We start from the raw sequence: 15,292 nt of genomic DNA on the forward strand, positions 1-15,292 counted from the left end.
GTTGTTATGCAGTCAAAGCTTCTTTGATTCTGCGTAATGCTTCTTTTAAAATATCGTCGCTTGTTGCGTAAGAGAAACGAATACAATTTGGATTTCCGAAAGCGTCTCCGGTTACAGTTGCAACGTTAGCTTCAGCTAAAAGATACATCGAAACGTCGTTTGCATCTTTAATTTCAGTTCCTTTTAAAGTTTTTCCGAAGAAAGAAGAAACGTCTGGGAAAACGTAAAATGCTCCTTCTGGAACGTTGATTTTTACTCCAGGAATTTCTTTTAATAATCCAACCACTAAATCTCTACGTGTGTGGAACGCCTGAACCATGTGGTTTAATACACTTGGATCTGCATCTACTGCTGTAATTGTAGCACGTTGCGCCACAGAATTTGCTCCAGATGTTACTTGTCCTTGAATTTTTGTACATGCTTTTGCAATAAATTCTGGTGCTCCAATATAACCAATTCTGTATCCTGTCATGGCGAAAGCTTTTGCAACTCCGTTTACAGTGATTGTTCTTTCTAACATTCCTGGGATTGAACCGATACTGCAGAAAGTTCCTGAGAAATTAATGTGCTCATAGATCTCATCTGCAACTACGTAAATATTTGGGTGTTTTTCTAAAACTTTAGCAAGTGCTGTTAATTCTTCTCTGCTGTAAACAGAACCTGAAGGGTTGCAAGGAGAAGAAAACCACATCATTTTTGTTTTTGGTGTGATGGCAGCTTCTAATTGTTCTGGAGTAATTTTAAAATCTGTATCTACAGAAGTTGGAACTTCAACGGGAACTCCTCCTGAAAGTTTTACAATTTCGAAATATGAAACCCAGTATGGCGCTGGTAAAATAACCTCGTCACCATCATTTAACATTACTTGTGCAATGTTGTATAAAGATTGTTTTGCTCCTGTAGAAACTACGATTTGAGTTGGTTTGTACTCTAATCCGTTGTCTCTTTTAAATTTTCTGCAGATTGCTTCTCTTAATTCAAGGTAACCTTCTACTGGAGAATATGTGCTATAATTTTCGTCTACTGCTTTTTTAACAGCTTCTTTAATAAAGTCAGGTGTATTAAAGTCAGGCTCACCTAAACTTAAACTGATAATGTCTTTTCCTTGTGCTTTTAATTCGCGAGCTAATGCCGCCATTGCCAATGTTTGTGAAGTCGCAAGGTTGTTGATTCTGTCTGAAAGAATATGGTTCATTATAAAAATTTTGAATGTCCTTAATTTTCAACTTTTAATTAAGGAAGGTTATTATTAATAGATTTTTTTAGCTTAAACTGATAATTCAGGTTTCATTCCTAAATCGCGTAAATGCTTAAAGTGTGCAACAATAGCACTTCGCATTGTTTTGTATTCATAATAAGGCAAGTTGCACTCCTTTGCAGTTTCTTTTACAATTTTTGCAATTTTACCGTAATGAATGTGACTTATATTTGGAAAAATATGATGTTCGATTTGATGATTCAATCCTCCTGTGTACCAGTTAACAATTGCATTTTTTGGAGCAAAATTTGTTGTAGTAAACAATTGGTGAATTGCCCAAGTATTGTCCATTTCTCCTAATTCATTTGGGGTTGGATTTGTAGTATGTTCTACAACGTGAGCCAACTGAAAAACAACACTTAAGATTAATCCTGCAGTGTAGTGCATTACGAAAAAGCCAAGAAGAACTTTCCACCATGTAATTCCTATCACAATTGGTAAAACAATCCAAATAGAAACATATATAATTTTGGTGATGATTAAAGTTGTCCAAAGAATTTTTGGGCTTTTTGGTTCACCATAAGATAATTTTCTTTTAAGGTAGTTTCTCATTTGCTTAAAATCGGTAGTAATGGCCCAATTAAAAGTCAATAATCCATATAAGAAAACAGAATAATAATGTTGAAAACGGTGAAAACTATGCCATTTTGCATCTTGAGTAAAACGGATAATTCTTCCAGCGTCTAAATCTTCGTCATGTCCTGGAATGTTGGTATATGTATGATGAAGCACATTATGCTGTACCTGCCAGTTGTAAACATTTCCCGCCAGTACATAAATAGTACCTCCCATAAATTTGTTAATCCAGTTTATATTAGAATACGAACCATGATTTCCATCATGCATTACATTCATTCCAACACCAGCCATACCAATACCAATTACGATCGATAAAAGAAGCATTACCCAAAAAGGCATATTAAGTGTAAGGATTAAAAAATACGGAGTAAGAAAAACCGCGAACAGAATAACAGCTTTTAAGTGCAGCTTCCAGTTTCCGGTCTTCTGAATGTTGTTCTCTTTAAAGTAATTGTTTACCCGAGAGTTAAGTGTTCTGAAAAACTTCAGATTGTCTTGCCTTGCAAAAGTTGGAGCAGTGTTATTCATAATTAATTTAAATAGTTTTCAAAGGTAATTATTATAAATTTTCAATTTGCAAAATTGAGTTAAATATTTCAATCGTAAAGTAGTACTTTTGTTAAAAATTTAGAGCAATGGATGAGATATTGAAATATTTTCCTGATTTGACCGATCTTCAAATCGAACAATTTCAAAAATTAGACTTTTTATACCACGATTGGAATGAAAAAATCAATGTGATTTCTAGAAAAGATATTGATGCCTTATATACAAAACACATCTTGCATTCTTTAGGAATTGCTAAAATCATGAAATTTGAGCCGGGAGCAACAGTTCTTGATGTTGGAACTGGAGGTGGCTTTCCTGGAATTCCGTTGGCGATTCTTTTTCCTGAAACACGTTTTTATTTAATTGATGTAATCGCAAAAAAAATAAAAGTTGTTCAAGGTGTTGTTGATGCATTAGAATTAAAGAACGTAAAAGCGGAACAAAAGCGTGCCGAATTAGTAAAAGGTGATTTTGACTTTATTGTCAGCCGTGCCGTAACCAATATGCCAGATTTTGTTTCTTGGATAAAAGATAAAATTAAAAAGCAGCACAAGCATACTTTGAAAAACGGAATTTTGTATTTGAAAGGAGGAGATCTGACAGAAGAATTAAAAGATTTTCCAAATACAACTCTGTATGACTTATCAGAAATATTTGACGATGAATTTTTTGAAACTAAAAAAGTGGTTCATCTGCCTTTAAAATTTAAAGCTTAAATTAAACATAAAAAATAACCCGAATGAATTTTCTTTCGGGTTATTTTTTGAATTAATATTAGGTTGGCTAGGATGCCTTTTTAGCAGAATTCAAAAAAGGATTTGCTTTAAGATTTAAATTATCAATAAAATTTTGAATTGCATTTTCTGACGCTTCAAGACTGTATTTAAACTCAGGATCAAAGAAAAAATCGCGGCATATTACAGGCTCATTTGATGAATTGTAAACTGCCTCATCAGATTCGTTTAAATCAATATAACTATAAGTACAAGGATAAAGTGAAACTAAGTTAGCAATTGTGCTGCTAAGCCATTTGTCAAAAGTTTTCTTTTTTGGAGTAATATGACGCGCTAACAATGCTAATCCTAAAAGTTCATTTTGTAAAAAATAAGATCCTTTTCTATATCTAACATCAATCATAGTCACGTTCATTAAAGCAATCCATAATGCACCGTCAACAGGACCTGCGGCAGGAATTTCAAGTTCTGTATCAAACAATAAAGGATTTGTCTGCTCTCGGTTATTAATAGAGCACCAAAGAGCTTCAATTCGTTTTTGGGTGTCATTTGTTGTTTGTGTGAATCCTGTAAAGCGCCAATAAATCCATTCTAATAATGCCGCAGTTAGACCAATAGAGCCTTTATGGTTAATATGGGTTAACGCATTTTCCAACTCTTGATTTTGTTCAAGAGGATCTAAAAATTTGTTTATTTTCTTCCGAGTCCACGTAAAATCAATTGAATGACCAATACTTTTTGATTCTAAAATTATTTTAGGGACATTGTTTAAATTCCTCATTTGATTAATGTGTTAAATTATTTTAGACAAATTTAAAGTGATGTTTTTTTACGAAATGTTATTAGAAGTTTTTAAAACAACAAAATAAGTTTTTTAACAAAGTGTATAATATTGACAATCAGTAAAATAAGAAAAGTATTACAATAATTATTCAAAAAATGCCAGTTAAAGTAATGTTAATTTGTGTAAATTTAATTTGGTAAAAATTGTAAGAAATTCTATTTTACTTTGATTGATTATTTGAACCTTTTTTATTATTTAATTTAAAAATATGTATGATGAATAAAATACTTTGTACGATTGGTTTAATGATGTTTTTCGTAGCTTCTTGCGAGAAAAAACAAACAAAAGAAGCGCAAGAGCCTGAAGAATTACATGAAAATGTAATGATCGAAACAGCTTCAAAATTAGTTCCATTAAAAGAAAAAGTTCTAACTGCAGAACAACAAAAAGCACTTACACCCGATTTGGTTATTCAGAGATTGAAAGAGGGAAATAAGCGGTATATGAATAACGACTTAACTTTAAGAGATCATTCAGCATTGGTTCGTGATGCCGTTGAAGGGCAATACCCAAAAGCAGTTATTCTTTCTTGTGTTGACAGCAGAATTCCTGTAGAAGATGTTTTTGATAAAGGAATTGGAGATCTTTTTGTTGGAAGAGTCGCTGGGAATTTTGTTAATGAAGATTTATTAGGCAGTATGGAATTTGGCTGTAAAGTTTCTGGAGCAAAACTCATTTTGGTTTTAGGACATGAATCCTGCGGAGCTATAAAATCAGCGATTGACAATGTAGAATTAGGAAATATCACGGCGATGCTTGCTAAAATAAAACCGGCAATAGCAAAATCTCAAGATTTTAAAGGAGACAAAACTTCTAAAAATGATGAATTTGTAGAGCATGTTGCAAAAACGAATGTGCTTGAAACAATTGAAGATATCAAAGCAAAAAGTCCTATTTTAAAAGAAATGGCAGATAAAGGCGAAATCAAAATCGTAGGAGCTTATTATGATTTACATTCTGGAGAAGTTGTTTTTCTTTAATTCTATAAACATTAAAAATAAAAGCCGAATCTTGAAAATAGATTCGGCTTTTTTCATGCAGATAAAATTCTAAGTAAGAAAATTTCATTTATCACCTATTATTTTTCTTTCATGTACTTTTATTTGTTCGCTCTATATTAGAGAAATACCTTTACGATGTAATAAATACCTTTTACTTTGAAAATGAATAAAACAATATCGACTTATTGGAAAATTCAACTGGCGGGATGGCTTACAGCATCTTTATACTGGGGATTTCAGGCTTTTTTCAGCGGTAATTTTATCTGGAAAATTGGTGTTGCCGATTTAATGCTAGATGTCTCGATTGGCATTGGACTAACACATCTTTACCGAAATTTTGTTTTAAAAAAGGGATGGAATAAATTAAATCTAAAAAAATTAATTCCAAAAATGATAATAGGTGTTTTGATTCTTTCTTTGGTATACACCGTTTTGATTGCTGGTAAATTATATCTGGTTCGTCTCTTTATACTAAAAGGCGGTCTTTTACCTTTTACGGTATTTTTTAAGTCGATGCAATTACAAATTTTTATTACAGGAACCAGGCTAATGTCGATTTGGGTATTAGCGTATCACCTTTATCACTATTCAAGACTTGAATTGCAAACAGTAAAAGAAAACGCTAGACTGTCTATTATTGTAAAAGAAGCACAACTTAATAATTTGAGTGCGCAACTTAATCCGCATTTCTTTTTTAATTCATTAAATAATATAAAATTTTTAGTATTAGAGAATCCACATTTAGCCAGAAGAGCAATTGACCTTTTGTCTGAATTGTTAAGGAATTCTTTAAGCAGTAATGTTGAGAAATTAATTCTTTTAAGTGATGAAATTAATCTTGTTAGAGATTATCTCGAATTAGAAAAAATGCGTTTTGAAGAACGCTTGCAAGTCAAAATTGAAGCAAATGAAAAAGAATTAACGCATTTGATTCTGCCTTTTAGTATTCAGTCATTGGTTGAAAACGCTGTTAAACATGGAATTGAAAAAAGAAAAAACGGCGGATTTATAGAAGTAAAAGTAAAAGCCGAAATTGATTTAATTAAAATTACGGTTCAAAATTCAGGCAAATTCAACAAAGAAATAAAGGATTCGGGCATTGGACTAAAAAATCTAAAAGAGCGATTGCTGCTGCAATATAATGGGCAAGCTTTTTTTGAAATTAAAGAGATGCAGGATGAAACAGTTTTGGCAACCATTTTAATACCATCGAAATGAAAAAGATAAAAGTTGTAATAGTTGATGACGAACGTTTGTCGAGAGAAGAACTTAAAAGAGCTTTATTATTGTATGAAGATTTTATTCTAATTGGTGAGGCTGAAAATGCGTATGATGCCAAAGATCTGATTGAAAAGAAAATGCCTGATTTGATTTTTTTAGATATTGAAATGCCTGAAAAATCTGGATTTGATTTATTAGAATCCTTAAAGAATGTTCCGGAGGTATTATTTATTACAGCCCATAATCAATTTGCAGTACAAGCATTTGAGGTAAATGCATTAGATTATTTGCTGAAGCCCATAAGAGATGAACGTTTTTCGAAAGCAATTGAAAAAATAAGAAATACCATAGGCATGAAATCTGTTTTGAGCAGTGCGACAGAACAAGACCGAAGGATTTTTATTAAAGATGGCGAAAAAAGGTTTTTCATTCCATTAGATGAAATTTATTTAATTGAATCTCTAGAGAATTATACGAGACTTTATTTTCAAGACAAAAAAGCGATGCAAAGGCGATCACTCCGACAATGGGAAGAGATGCTGGATAGAACTGTTTTTTTTAGAATAAACAGAACCGAAATTGTAAATATTAAATACATACAACAAGTTAATAGTACAATCGATGGCGGACTTGAAGTAAAACTTAAAACAGGAGAATTATTAAAGGTGTCTAAACGTCAATCTGCAAAATTTAAAAAAAGCAATGGGATTTAATAAAGCTATTCAATGAAAACAATTTTAAATTTTGTATTTCTTATTTTAATAGTCTCAAATACATTTTCACAACAAACCAACAGAATAAAATCTGAAGATTTAAAAAGTGCTTATGATATTCAAGACAGTGTAATGATTAAAACACGAGATGGCGCTTATATTTCGGCAATAGTTGTTCGGAAAAAAGAAGTTTCTAGTCCAAAACCAGTAATACTTCAGTTTACGATTTATGTTAGAGATAAAGGAAGAGACATTAAATCCTTAAAAGAAGCTGTTGATAATGGCTATGTAGGTGTAATTGCCTATACAAGAGGAAAGCGATTTAGTCAAAGCGATATACTTCCTTATGAAAATGACGGCAATGATGCTTATGATATTATTGATTGGATCAGTAAACAAAAATGGTGTAACGGAAGCGTAGGAATGTATGGCGGCAGTTACAACGGATTTACACAATGGGCGGCTTGTAAAAAAATGCATCCAGCACTTAAGACGATAGTTCCGTATGTTGCTAACAGACCCGGAATGGGCTTGCCAATGGAAAACAATGTATTTATAAATCCTAATTATGAATGGTCGTTTTATGTTGGTAATAATAAATATCTGGATACAATTGCGGGAAATGACAGGCAGCGTTTTAGAAAAATGCAATGGAAATGGTGGGAAACAGGCGAAGCTTACAAAAAACTAGACAGTCTCGATGGAAGCCCGAATCGACTTTTTCAGCGATGGATTAAGCATCCTTCATTTGATGAATATTGGCAAAAAATGGCACCCTATAAAAATGATTTTGCCCAAATAAATATTCCCGTATTAGTATTTGATGGTTATTATAATGATTCTCAAAATTCAAGTTTATATTACATAAGAGAACTTCAAAAATACAATCCCAAAGCTCCAGTCTACGTAGTTATTGGACCCTACGATCATTTTGGGACTCAGGTTGGAGGTGAAAAAGAATTGTATGATTACAAAGTTGATTCAGTGTCGATAATCAATATTAAAAAAATAACCTACCAATGGTTTGATTACATTTTGAAAAATGGTGCAAAACCAGAAATACTCAAAGACAAGATTAATTATGAAGTAATGGGTGCAAATGAGTGGCGAAGCGCTCCTTCTCTCGATAAGATGGCTAATGGTTTTCTTAAATTGTATTTGTCAGATAGTAAAAGAGGAAAATTCTATTCTTTAAAAGAAAAAAAAGCAGCTCAAAAAAAGTATCTGTACCAAGAAGTTGATTTTGCTGACCGACAAATCCAAAATAATGACTATTATCCAGATCCTATTATCAGAAAAGAAATTGACACAACAAATGGCTTTGCTTTTGTAAGCGAACCGTTGAAAGAGCCGATCTTGATTAATGGTTCGTTTTTAGGCGAAATAAAAGCCAGTATCAATAAGAAAGATATGGATATAGGAGTTACTTTGTATGAAGTAATGCCAAATGGGGAATATTTTCATCTTTCATACTTTTTAGGACGTGTGAGTTATGCTAAAGATATTACTAAAAGAAATTTACTGAAACCAAATGAAATTGAGTCAATTCCTTTTTCAAATACGCATTTAGTAAGCAAACAATTAAGTAAAGGAAGTCGTTTGCTGGTAGTTATTAATGTCAATAAAAATCCGTTTTCTCAATTAAATTATGGAACAGGAAAAGAAGTCAGCAATGAAACAATTCAAGATGCAAAAGAACCATTAAAAGTAAAATGGTACAATGACAGTTTTGTAAAAATTCCAATTTGGAAATAAAATAACACAAAAAGCAAAAGCCTCAATTTTCAATTGAAAATTGAGGCTTTTTTTATATAATCTAAAATCTGATTTCTAAAATCTAAAATCAGAAATATTAACCTAAGAAAGGATATCTGTAATCTTCTGGAGTTACAAAAGTTTCTTTGATAGTTCTAGGAGAAGCCCAACGCAATAAGTTCAATGCAGAACCTGCTTTATCGTTAGTTCCAGAAGCTCTTGCTCCACCAAAAGGCTGCATTCCTACAACTGCTCCAGTTGGTTTATCGTTAATATAGAAGTTACCAGCTGCATTTTGCAATTTAGTAGTAGCTACTTCAATAGCATAACGATCTTGGCTGAAAACAGCTCCAGTTAAAGCGTACTCAGAAGTAGTGTCAACTAATTCTAAAGTCTCTTCCCACTTAGCATCTTCGTAAACATAAATTGTGATAACTGGTCCAAATAACTCAGTTTCCATTGTAGTATATTTTGGATTTGTAGTTACAATAACCGTTGGCTCAACAAAGTATCCAACAGATTTATCGTAATTTCCACCAACGATGATTTCTGCGTCAGCATCTTTTTTCGCTTGGTCAATATAACTTGCTAATTTATCAAAAGAACCTTCGTGGATAACTGCAGTAATAAAGTTTCCGAAATCTTCTGGAGAACCCATTTTCATAGATTTTACATCAGCAATTAATTGCTCTTTTACAGCCGGCCATAAACTTTGCGGGATATAAGCTCTTGAAGCTGCAGAACATTTTTGCCCTTGAAATTCAAATGCACCACGAGTAATTCCTGTAACCACTTGTTTTACGTTTGCGCTTGGGTGTGCAATGATAAAATCTTTACCACCAGTTTCTCCAACGATTCTTGGGTAAGTTTTATAATTATGGATGTTTGCTCCAATTTTTGCCCAAATATCTTTAAATACGTGAGTTGAACCTGTAAAGTGAACACCTGCAAAATCGCGGCTTGCTAAAACAGTATCAGTAATCATTAAAGCATCTCCAAAAACTACGTTGATAACACCGTCAGGAACTCCAGCTTCTTTGAAAACTTCAAGAATAATTTTTGTAGAGAATACTTGGCTGTCACTTGGTTTCCAAACCACAACGTTACCCATCATTGCAGCACTTGCAGGCAAGTTTGCAGCAATAGCAGTAAAGTTAAAAGGAGTAATTGCGTAAACAAATCCTTCAAGAGGTCTGTATTCTAAACGGTTCCAAACAGAAGAATCTGATTTTGGCTGATCGTTATAAATTTGAGTCATGAACTCTACGTTGTAACGTAAAAAGTCAATTAATTCGCAAGAAGCATCAATTTCTGCTTGGTGAATATTTTTAGATTGACCAATCATAGTAGCAGCATTAATGCGTGCTCTGTATGGCCCTGCGATAAGTTCAGCAGCTTTTAAGAAAATAGCAGCACGTTGTTCCCATGCCATGTTTGCCCATGCCGTTCTTGATTCAAGAGCATTTGCAATCGCTTTTTCGATATGTTGTTTTTCAGCTAAATGATATTTTCCAACGATATGTTTGTGATCATGAGGAGCTGTAATGTTTCTAGTGTTTCCAGTTTTGATTTCTTCACTTCCAATATATAAAGGAACATCAATTTGAGAGTTCCACATTGTAGTGTAAGCCGCTTGAACAGCTGCTTTTTCTGGAGAGTTAGGTGCGTAGCCTTTTACGGGTTCGTTTACCGCTTTTGGTACATGAAAGAATCCTTTTAGCATGTTATTTAAAATTAGATAATTAGACAATTTACAGGTTAGATGATTTGATTGTTACGAATAATCTAACGTTGCACAAAAGTACAAAGGATAAATTAATAATTTGATAAATTTATGATTTAGATAACGATAAAAAGAAGACAGCCTTTAAACTATGATTTAGTTTAAAGCAAAAGGAGCACACATTCTAAAAGTAGGTACAATAACCTTGAATGTTTTTGTTGTAGTAAAATTGATCATATTAAAATGACCTTTCATAGCACCATATGGCGATGATAATAAACAGCCTGAACTATAAGTGTGATTTTCTCCCGGTTTTAAAACTGGTTTTTTACCAATTACACCTTCACCGTCAACAACTTCCAAATCATTTAGAGAGTCAAAAATTTCCCAATGACGAGAAGTTAACTGAACAGAATCTTTACTATGATTTTCGATTGTAACTACGTAACTAAAAGCAAAGTGAATTTTGTAGTTTTTGAAGTAAGTTCCTTCAAAACTAGTCAAAACAGATATTTTTATGCCTCTTGTAATTTGAGAAACCATACTAACGTAGTAAATATGTGTATATTATATATGCAAATCTACAAAAAAAAATCTTTTGTCCTAAAACCTTAACAATGTTTTAATTTACGATATTTATTGAGTTTGCATTTCCTTTTCCTATAACTCTTTGATAACGATCTATGCTTTCTTTATAATAAACCAAAATTGTGTATTCGTTTTCTGTTTGATAAAAATTGCCATCAATAGCATTTTCATTATCGATGTTTCCTTTTTTATCAGCTACCGTATATTGAAAATTAGTAAAACCTTGTTTTATCATTACAGCCTTTTCATAGATGCCTTTTTCCGTATTATAATCCATTTTGTATTCTGGTGATAAACTGTAATTATTAAACATTCCTGTTATATAAATATCTTTGTTAAGTCTAAAGGCAGGAGCCGAAAGCGAAAAGTAAACCCACGCATAATCAGCCTCAATATCGTTATTTGATCCGTTTATGTTCTTAACTACAAAATTACCGTTAACGTCTTGGTATAAAGTATAGATCTGATTGCCTCGAGCGCGATTCGTGTACAAATATGAATTGTAAACATCGTTGCTGGTTCCCACTTTTCCAACATTATTATTGGCAGCTCGAATGTCTTTGTTTTCAAAATATAAAAATTCATTCCCGCCCCAAAACTGAGTTTCAGCATCGTATTTGTAAACAAGTTGATTTCCAATTGTATATTGTGGTGGAACATTTTTTATTGCAGTATTGAAATTTCCGTTTTGCAATAAAAGAACTTTTACATTTTGCGTCGGCGTTTGAAAAACAATATCATTTGAAACTATTGCAAAATCAAGATTCTGTTTAAAATCAATGTTGCTGAGGTTACGGCTTCTTTTTACTTGAGCTGCAACGGTACAATGATTCTCAAACAAAATAAACTTTCTTGCAAGTACAACTTCTTTATCTTCATTTAAAATTTTTAAAATGTAGTTTCCAGAAATTCGCAGCTGCGTAGTAAACTGATTTGGAAACGGAAGTCTATAATGTGAATATATTTGAAGCGTATTAAAAGAATTAGAATAATCAGTTATTCGCTGACCATCAAAACCACGTAAAAAATCTGTTTTTGGAATGTCTGACGGAATCCAATTGTAATCGCAATGAGTAATTTCGAAGTAATAATTGGCTTCGCTTCCAAATAAATCATCAAATTGAAATTCAAATGTTGATCCTAATTCAAAAATAGGAACAACATTACTGCCATTTTGTACAAACGAAACAGTTTTGATATTGTAAGGCGGATCAATTTCTTTTTGAACATTTTGGGCTTTCGCCAAAGTGAAAATTAGAATAAAAAATAAGCTTGTATATAAAAATTTTGGCATCTTATTACGTTGTAAGATTGTAAATATAACAATTTTATGTAACGAAAAATAGACTGTTTTATTGGTTTAACGTATTAAGAATTCAAAATGTACTCTAAATTAGCTTCGATTTCGTCATTGATATAACTTTCTTCTAAAAGCGAATCAGATAACAGTTTTTTGTTTTCCTGCAGTTTGATTATTTTTTCTTCAACCGTATTTTTCGAAATAAATCGTATAACATTGACTTTGTTAAGTTGTCCAATTCGATGCGCGCGGCCAACTCCTTGTTTTTCTGCAAAAGGATTCCACCACGGATCTAAAAACAAAACATAAGAAGCTTTGGTAATATTCAATCCAACGCCGCCGGCTTTAAGTGAAATAAAAAACAACAAAGGATTTTCTTTTTCCTGAAACAGTTTTACCTGCTGTTCTCTTTTATGAGCAGGAGTTTCGCCCGTAATTTCGCAATACTCTATTTTATTTTCTTTACACCAATCAGTGTAGAAACTTAGATTAGTAACAAATGAACTAAAAATGATCGCCTTTTGTTTTCCTTTTACTAAAGTTTCTAAATAATTTGTAACGGCGATATATTTTCCAGAATCGATTTCTGAATCTTGATCTACCATTTTTGGGTGATTACTTAATTGTCGCAGCTTCATCAACGTATTGATAATACTGATTTTATCAGGACTAGAACCATCCGTTTTAAGTAAAAAATTACGCGCTTTTGATTTTTCTTTTTCGTATAATTTCTCCTGTTCAGGATCCATAGTACAGTAATAAATCTGCTCCGATAACTCAGGTAAATCTTTTAAAACCTGTTCTTTAGTTCTTCTTAGAATATAAGGCTGAACAAGATTTTTTAGTTCAAACAAAATATTTTCATCTTGTTTTTTTTCTATCGGAATTTTAAAATTGGTGGCAAAGAAATTGTAACTACCCAAAATATCTGGATTTATAAATTGCATCTGCGACCATAAATCGTCCAAAGAGTTTTCAATTGGAGTACCGCTCAGCGCAATTTTATGAGCCGTGTCAATTTTGTTAATAGCTTTGAAAATCTTAGAATCTTTGTTTTTTATGTATTGACTTTCGTCTAAAATCAAATAACGGAAATCATATTTTTCTAAAATCGAAATATCACGATGAATAATGCTGTAGCTCGTAAAAATTAAATCAGTTGAGGCTAGTCTGCTCGCTAATTGCTTTCGGTCATTGCCTACATATTGCATTTTTGAAAAGTGCGGAGTAAATTTTGCAGATTCGTTATACCAGTTAAAAACCAATGAAGAAGGTAAAACAATCAAAGCTTTAAGCGGTTCTCTTTCTATCGTAGTTTCATTGGCAAACAAATCAAAATTTGTAGTTTTTGTTGTAAAACCTAATTGTTCCTGAACGGCAACAAGAACTGCGAGCGTTTGCAAAGTTTTTCCAAGTCCCATATCATCCGCAAGACAAGCGCCCAAATTGGAGTTGTGATGACCTAAAAGCCATTTTACGCCGTCAATTTGATAAGGTCTTAAAGTTGCTTTCAGTAACTCAGAAAAGGTATATTCAGCTTTTTGAATAACTTCGTTTTTGATTTCTGTAATGGTGTCTAAGGCAGCAAAATTACTTTTACGCAAAAGCAGATTTCCATTTTCTGTTTTAGCTAGTTTTGCCAGCGAACTGTATTTGCTGAACCATTCTAACGGAATCAAAAAATAGTTTCCGTCAGGCAGTAAAAAGAGTCTTTCTTTGCTTTTTATATTGGGAATAATTTCACTGAAATTGATCGTATACGACCCAATCGTGATGATTATTTTGATGTCAAACCAGTCTCCAGCGGTTTCTTTTGATGTTAAAACAGAATGGTTTTCGGTAATAATTTCTTTGCTTTCTAGTTTTAGATTTTCAATTGTAAAACCCAAACTTTCAAGTTCTTCTTTGTGATCAATAATGAATTGAATATTGAGATAAGGATCTGGAGTTTCTACTGAGGCATTTAATCCAAATAATTCGTTTTTGATTTTTATTAAACCAATTTCAAGCAGTTTTTCTGTATATAAAGTTTCATCAGAACTTCGTTTGAACTGAATAATTTTAGGTTCGCCTGCAGCGTTGAAATCTACAAATGAATGTGTTTTTTTTGTTTTACCTGAATCAAATGTATAACCATTGTAGTCAAAATAAAGGTTGAGGTAATAACAGTTTTTAAAGAAATCATAAACGGGCTGAATCGTACAGGAAATAATCTTGTCACGATTTTCAACCTCAAAACCAGTTGCTTCTATGTCAATTTTTTTAGCTATTTCAGGAATGAAATTTTTGAAAAAATTATCGACTAATTTTGAAGGTATTTCTATTGATTTTTTAGTTAAAAAGGGCTGTAACTTTTTAGTGTTAAGATCTTTTAGCTGTCCTAATTTTTTATTGATAATCAGCCAGCCTGGTTCATTTAAAAGAATATCAATTTTACTGTTCATCGGTAGAAAAACAGTTTCATTTTCTTTTAAAGAAAGGGTATAAGTGATTCCTTCAGAATGTTTGTCGAACTGAATAAGCGGTTCAAAATGCAGCGGATTTACATCAACTCTGGAATGATAAAAATCCTTCTCAGGACCAATGTCAATAGACAGCGGAAATTGTTTTTTTACAATTAGATTATAAAATGAACTTAAATTAAAGTTTAAATATTGACGAATAGCAAAATCAATTTTGGAATCTTTTTGCAAATCAGCAATGGTTTTTGCCGATTTTACTTTTGCACTGAATTTTTTAAAAATGAACTCCAATTTTAAAGATTCGCAGGCAGTCAATATTTTTTTTGTGTTAGAATCCAAGCTTTCAAATGCGATTCCAAAACTTTCAAGTACTTCAGCGCTTGCTTTTTTGTTTAAGTATTTAATTTCATCAGTGTTCTCAACAATGTATGCGGTCGGGATGTGAGTGTTTAGGTTTTTTTCAAAACTGATGTCAAAACAAAATTGATATGATTTTGCAGGTTCCAAGATTTAAGATTTGGTTTGATTTGATAAGGCGTATAAAAATTAAAAAGTTTTCAAATTA

12 protein-coding genes are annotated in these 15,292 nt (G+C 32.2%); 5 read left to right on the forward strand and 7 right to left on the reverse strand.

Translation table 11 applies throughout. The features are described 5' to 3' along the window. Positions 1-4: 4 nt before the first annotated feature. Together ACHRV0_RS10775 and ACHRV0_RS10780 are read right to left on the reverse strand one after the other, a co-directional pair. Positions 5-1,195 carry a pyridoxal phosphate-dependent aminotransferase gene (locus ACHRV0_RS10775; protein ID WP_089058197.1) on the reverse strand — a complete coding sequence of 397 codons (1,191 nt, stop codon included), beginning with the start codon at positions 1,193-1,195 and terminating at the stop codon, positions 5-7. 72 nt (positions 1,196-1,267) lie between these two features. Then, on the reverse strand, positions 1,268-2,365 hold the full coding sequence (locus tag ACHRV0_RS10780; RefSeq protein WP_395440843.1) for a fatty acid desaturase family protein: 1,098 nt from the start codon (positions 2,363-2,365) through the stop codon (positions 1,268-1,270). A 107-nt stretch (positions 2,366-2,472) separates the two neighbouring features. On the opposite strand from ACHRV0_RS10780, the gene rsmG reads away from it, so the two are divergent. Next, positions 2,473-3,102, forward strand: coding sequence for a 16S rRNA (guanine(527)-N(7))-methyltransferase RsmG (gene rsmG, locus ACHRV0_RS10785; protein WP_129023948.1), 630 nt, complete (start codon positions 2,473-2,475; stop codon positions 3,100-3,102). A 67-nt stretch (positions 3,103-3,169) separates the two neighbouring features. Here the strand turns inward: rsmG and ACHRV0_RS10790 are convergent, their stop codons facing one another. Then, positions 3,170-3,901, reverse strand: coding sequence for a hypothetical protein (locus ACHRV0_RS10790; RefSeq protein WP_395440844.1), 732 nt, complete (start codon positions 3,899-3,901; stop codon positions 3,170-3,172). 278 nt (positions 3,902-4,179) lie between these two features. On the opposite strand from ACHRV0_RS10790, the gene ACHRV0_RS10795 reads away from it, so the two are divergent. The 4 genes from ACHRV0_RS10795 to ACHRV0_RS10810 all read left to right on the forward strand — a co-directional run bounded on the left by ACHRV0_RS10795 (position 4,180) and on the right by ACHRV0_RS10810 (position 8,654). Then, entirely contained in the window at positions 4,180-4,944 is a 765-nt protein-coding gene (locus ACHRV0_RS10795; protein WP_371414516.1) for a carbonic anhydrase family protein, read from the forward strand. A gap of 183 nt (positions 4,945-5,127) precedes the next feature. Beyond that, positions 5,128-6,183, forward strand: coding sequence for a sensor histidine kinase (locus ACHRV0_RS10800; protein ID WP_395440845.1), 1,056 nt, complete (start codon positions 5,128-5,130; stop codon positions 6,181-6,183). Further along, a complete protein-coding gene (locus tag ACHRV0_RS10805; protein WP_395440846.1) occupies positions 6,180-6,899 on the forward strand; it encodes a LytR/AlgR family response regulator transcription factor in 720 nt (239 codons plus the stop codon). Before ACHRV0_RS10800 ends, ACHRV0_RS10805 begins: the two co-directional genes overlap by 4 nt. Positions 6,900-6,911: 12 nt before the next feature. After that, complete coding sequence (locus tag ACHRV0_RS10810; protein WP_395440847.1) at positions 6,912-8,654, forward strand: CocE/NonD family hydrolase; 1,743 nt, start codon at positions 6,912-6,914, stop codon at positions 8,652-8,654. A 97-nt stretch (positions 8,655-8,751) separates the two neighbouring features. Here the strand turns inward: ACHRV0_RS10810 and pruA are convergent, their stop codons facing one another. The 4 genes from pruA to ACHRV0_RS10830 form a co-directional block, all read right to left on the reverse strand. Next, positions 8,752-10,377 (reverse strand): L-glutamate gamma-semialdehyde dehydrogenase, encoded by a 1,626-nt coding sequence (gene pruA, locus ACHRV0_RS10815; RefSeq protein ID WP_129023956.1) that lies wholly within the window; start codon positions 10,375-10,377, stop codon positions 8,752-8,754. A 156-nt stretch (positions 10,378-10,533) separates the two neighbouring features. Continuing rightward, positions 10,534-10,920: a Co2+/Mg2+ efflux protein ApaG gene (apaG, locus tag ACHRV0_RS10820; protein WP_008467225.1), complete on the reverse strand. Its 387-nt coding sequence runs from the start codon at positions 10,918-10,920 to the stop codon at positions 10,534-10,536. Between the two features lie 79 nt (positions 10,921-10,999). Beyond that, positions 11,000-12,259 (reverse strand): DUF5103 domain-containing protein, encoded by a 1,260-nt coding sequence (locus ACHRV0_RS10825; RefSeq protein WP_129023957.1) that lies wholly within the window; start codon positions 12,257-12,259, stop codon positions 11,000-11,002. A 74-nt stretch (positions 12,260-12,333) separates the two neighbouring features. Continuing rightward, entirely contained in the window at positions 12,334-15,234 is a 2,901-nt protein-coding gene (locus ACHRV0_RS10830) for a DEAD/DEAH box helicase (RefSeq protein ID WP_395440848.1), read from the reverse strand. Between the last annotated feature and the right edge of the window lie 58 nt (positions 15,235-15,292).

It is taken from the genome of Flavobacterium sp. FlaQc-30, assembly GCF_044005885.1.
Taxonomy (GTDB): Bacteria; Bacteroidota; Bacteroidia; order Flavobacteriales; family Flavobacteriaceae; genus Flavobacterium.

Excerpts from the sequence above, each read along its gene's own strand:
- ACHRV0_RS10805 (WP_395440846.1), top strand. The coding sequence starts at position 6,180 with ATGAAAAAGATAAAAGTTGTAATAGTTGATGACGAACGTTTGTCGAGA.
- ACHRV0_RS10780 (WP_395440843.1), bottom strand. The coding sequence starts at position 2,365 with ATGAATAACACTGCTCCAACTTTTGCAAGGCAAGACAATCTGAAGTTT.
- rsmG (WP_129023948.1), top strand. The coding sequence starts at position 2,473 with ATGGATGAGATATTGAAATATTTTCCTGATTTGACCGATCTTCAAATC.
- ACHRV0_RS10810 (WP_395440847.1), top strand. The coding sequence starts at position 6,912 with ATGAAAACAATTTTAAATTTTGTATTTCTTATTTTAATAGTCTCAAAT.
- ACHRV0_RS10825 (WP_129023957.1), bottom strand. The coding sequence starts at position 12,259 with ATGCCAAAATTTTTATATACAAGCTTATTTTTTATTCTAATTTTCACT.
- ACHRV0_RS10795 (WP_371414516.1), top strand. The coding sequence starts at position 4,180 with ATGAATAAAATACTTTGTACGATTGGTTTAATGATGTTTTTCGTAGCT.
- ACHRV0_RS10800 (WP_395440845.1), top strand. The coding sequence starts at position 5,128 with ATGAATAAAACAATATCGACTTATTGGAAAATTCAACTGGCGGGATGG.
- apaG (WP_008467225.1), bottom strand. The coding sequence starts at position 10,920 with ATGGTTTCTCAAATTACAAGAGGCATAAAAATATCTGTTTTGACTAGT.
- ACHRV0_RS10775 (WP_089058197.1), bottom strand. The coding sequence starts at position 1,195 with ATGAACCATATTCTTTCAGACAGAATCAACAACCTTGCGACTTCACAA.
- pruA (WP_129023956.1), bottom strand. The coding sequence starts at position 10,377 with ATGCTAAAAGGATTCTTTCATGTACCAAAAGCGGTAAACGAACCCGTA.
- ACHRV0_RS10790 (WP_395440844.1), bottom strand. The coding sequence starts at position 3,901 with ATGAGGAATTTAAACAATGTCCCTAAAATAATTTTAGAATCAAAAAGT.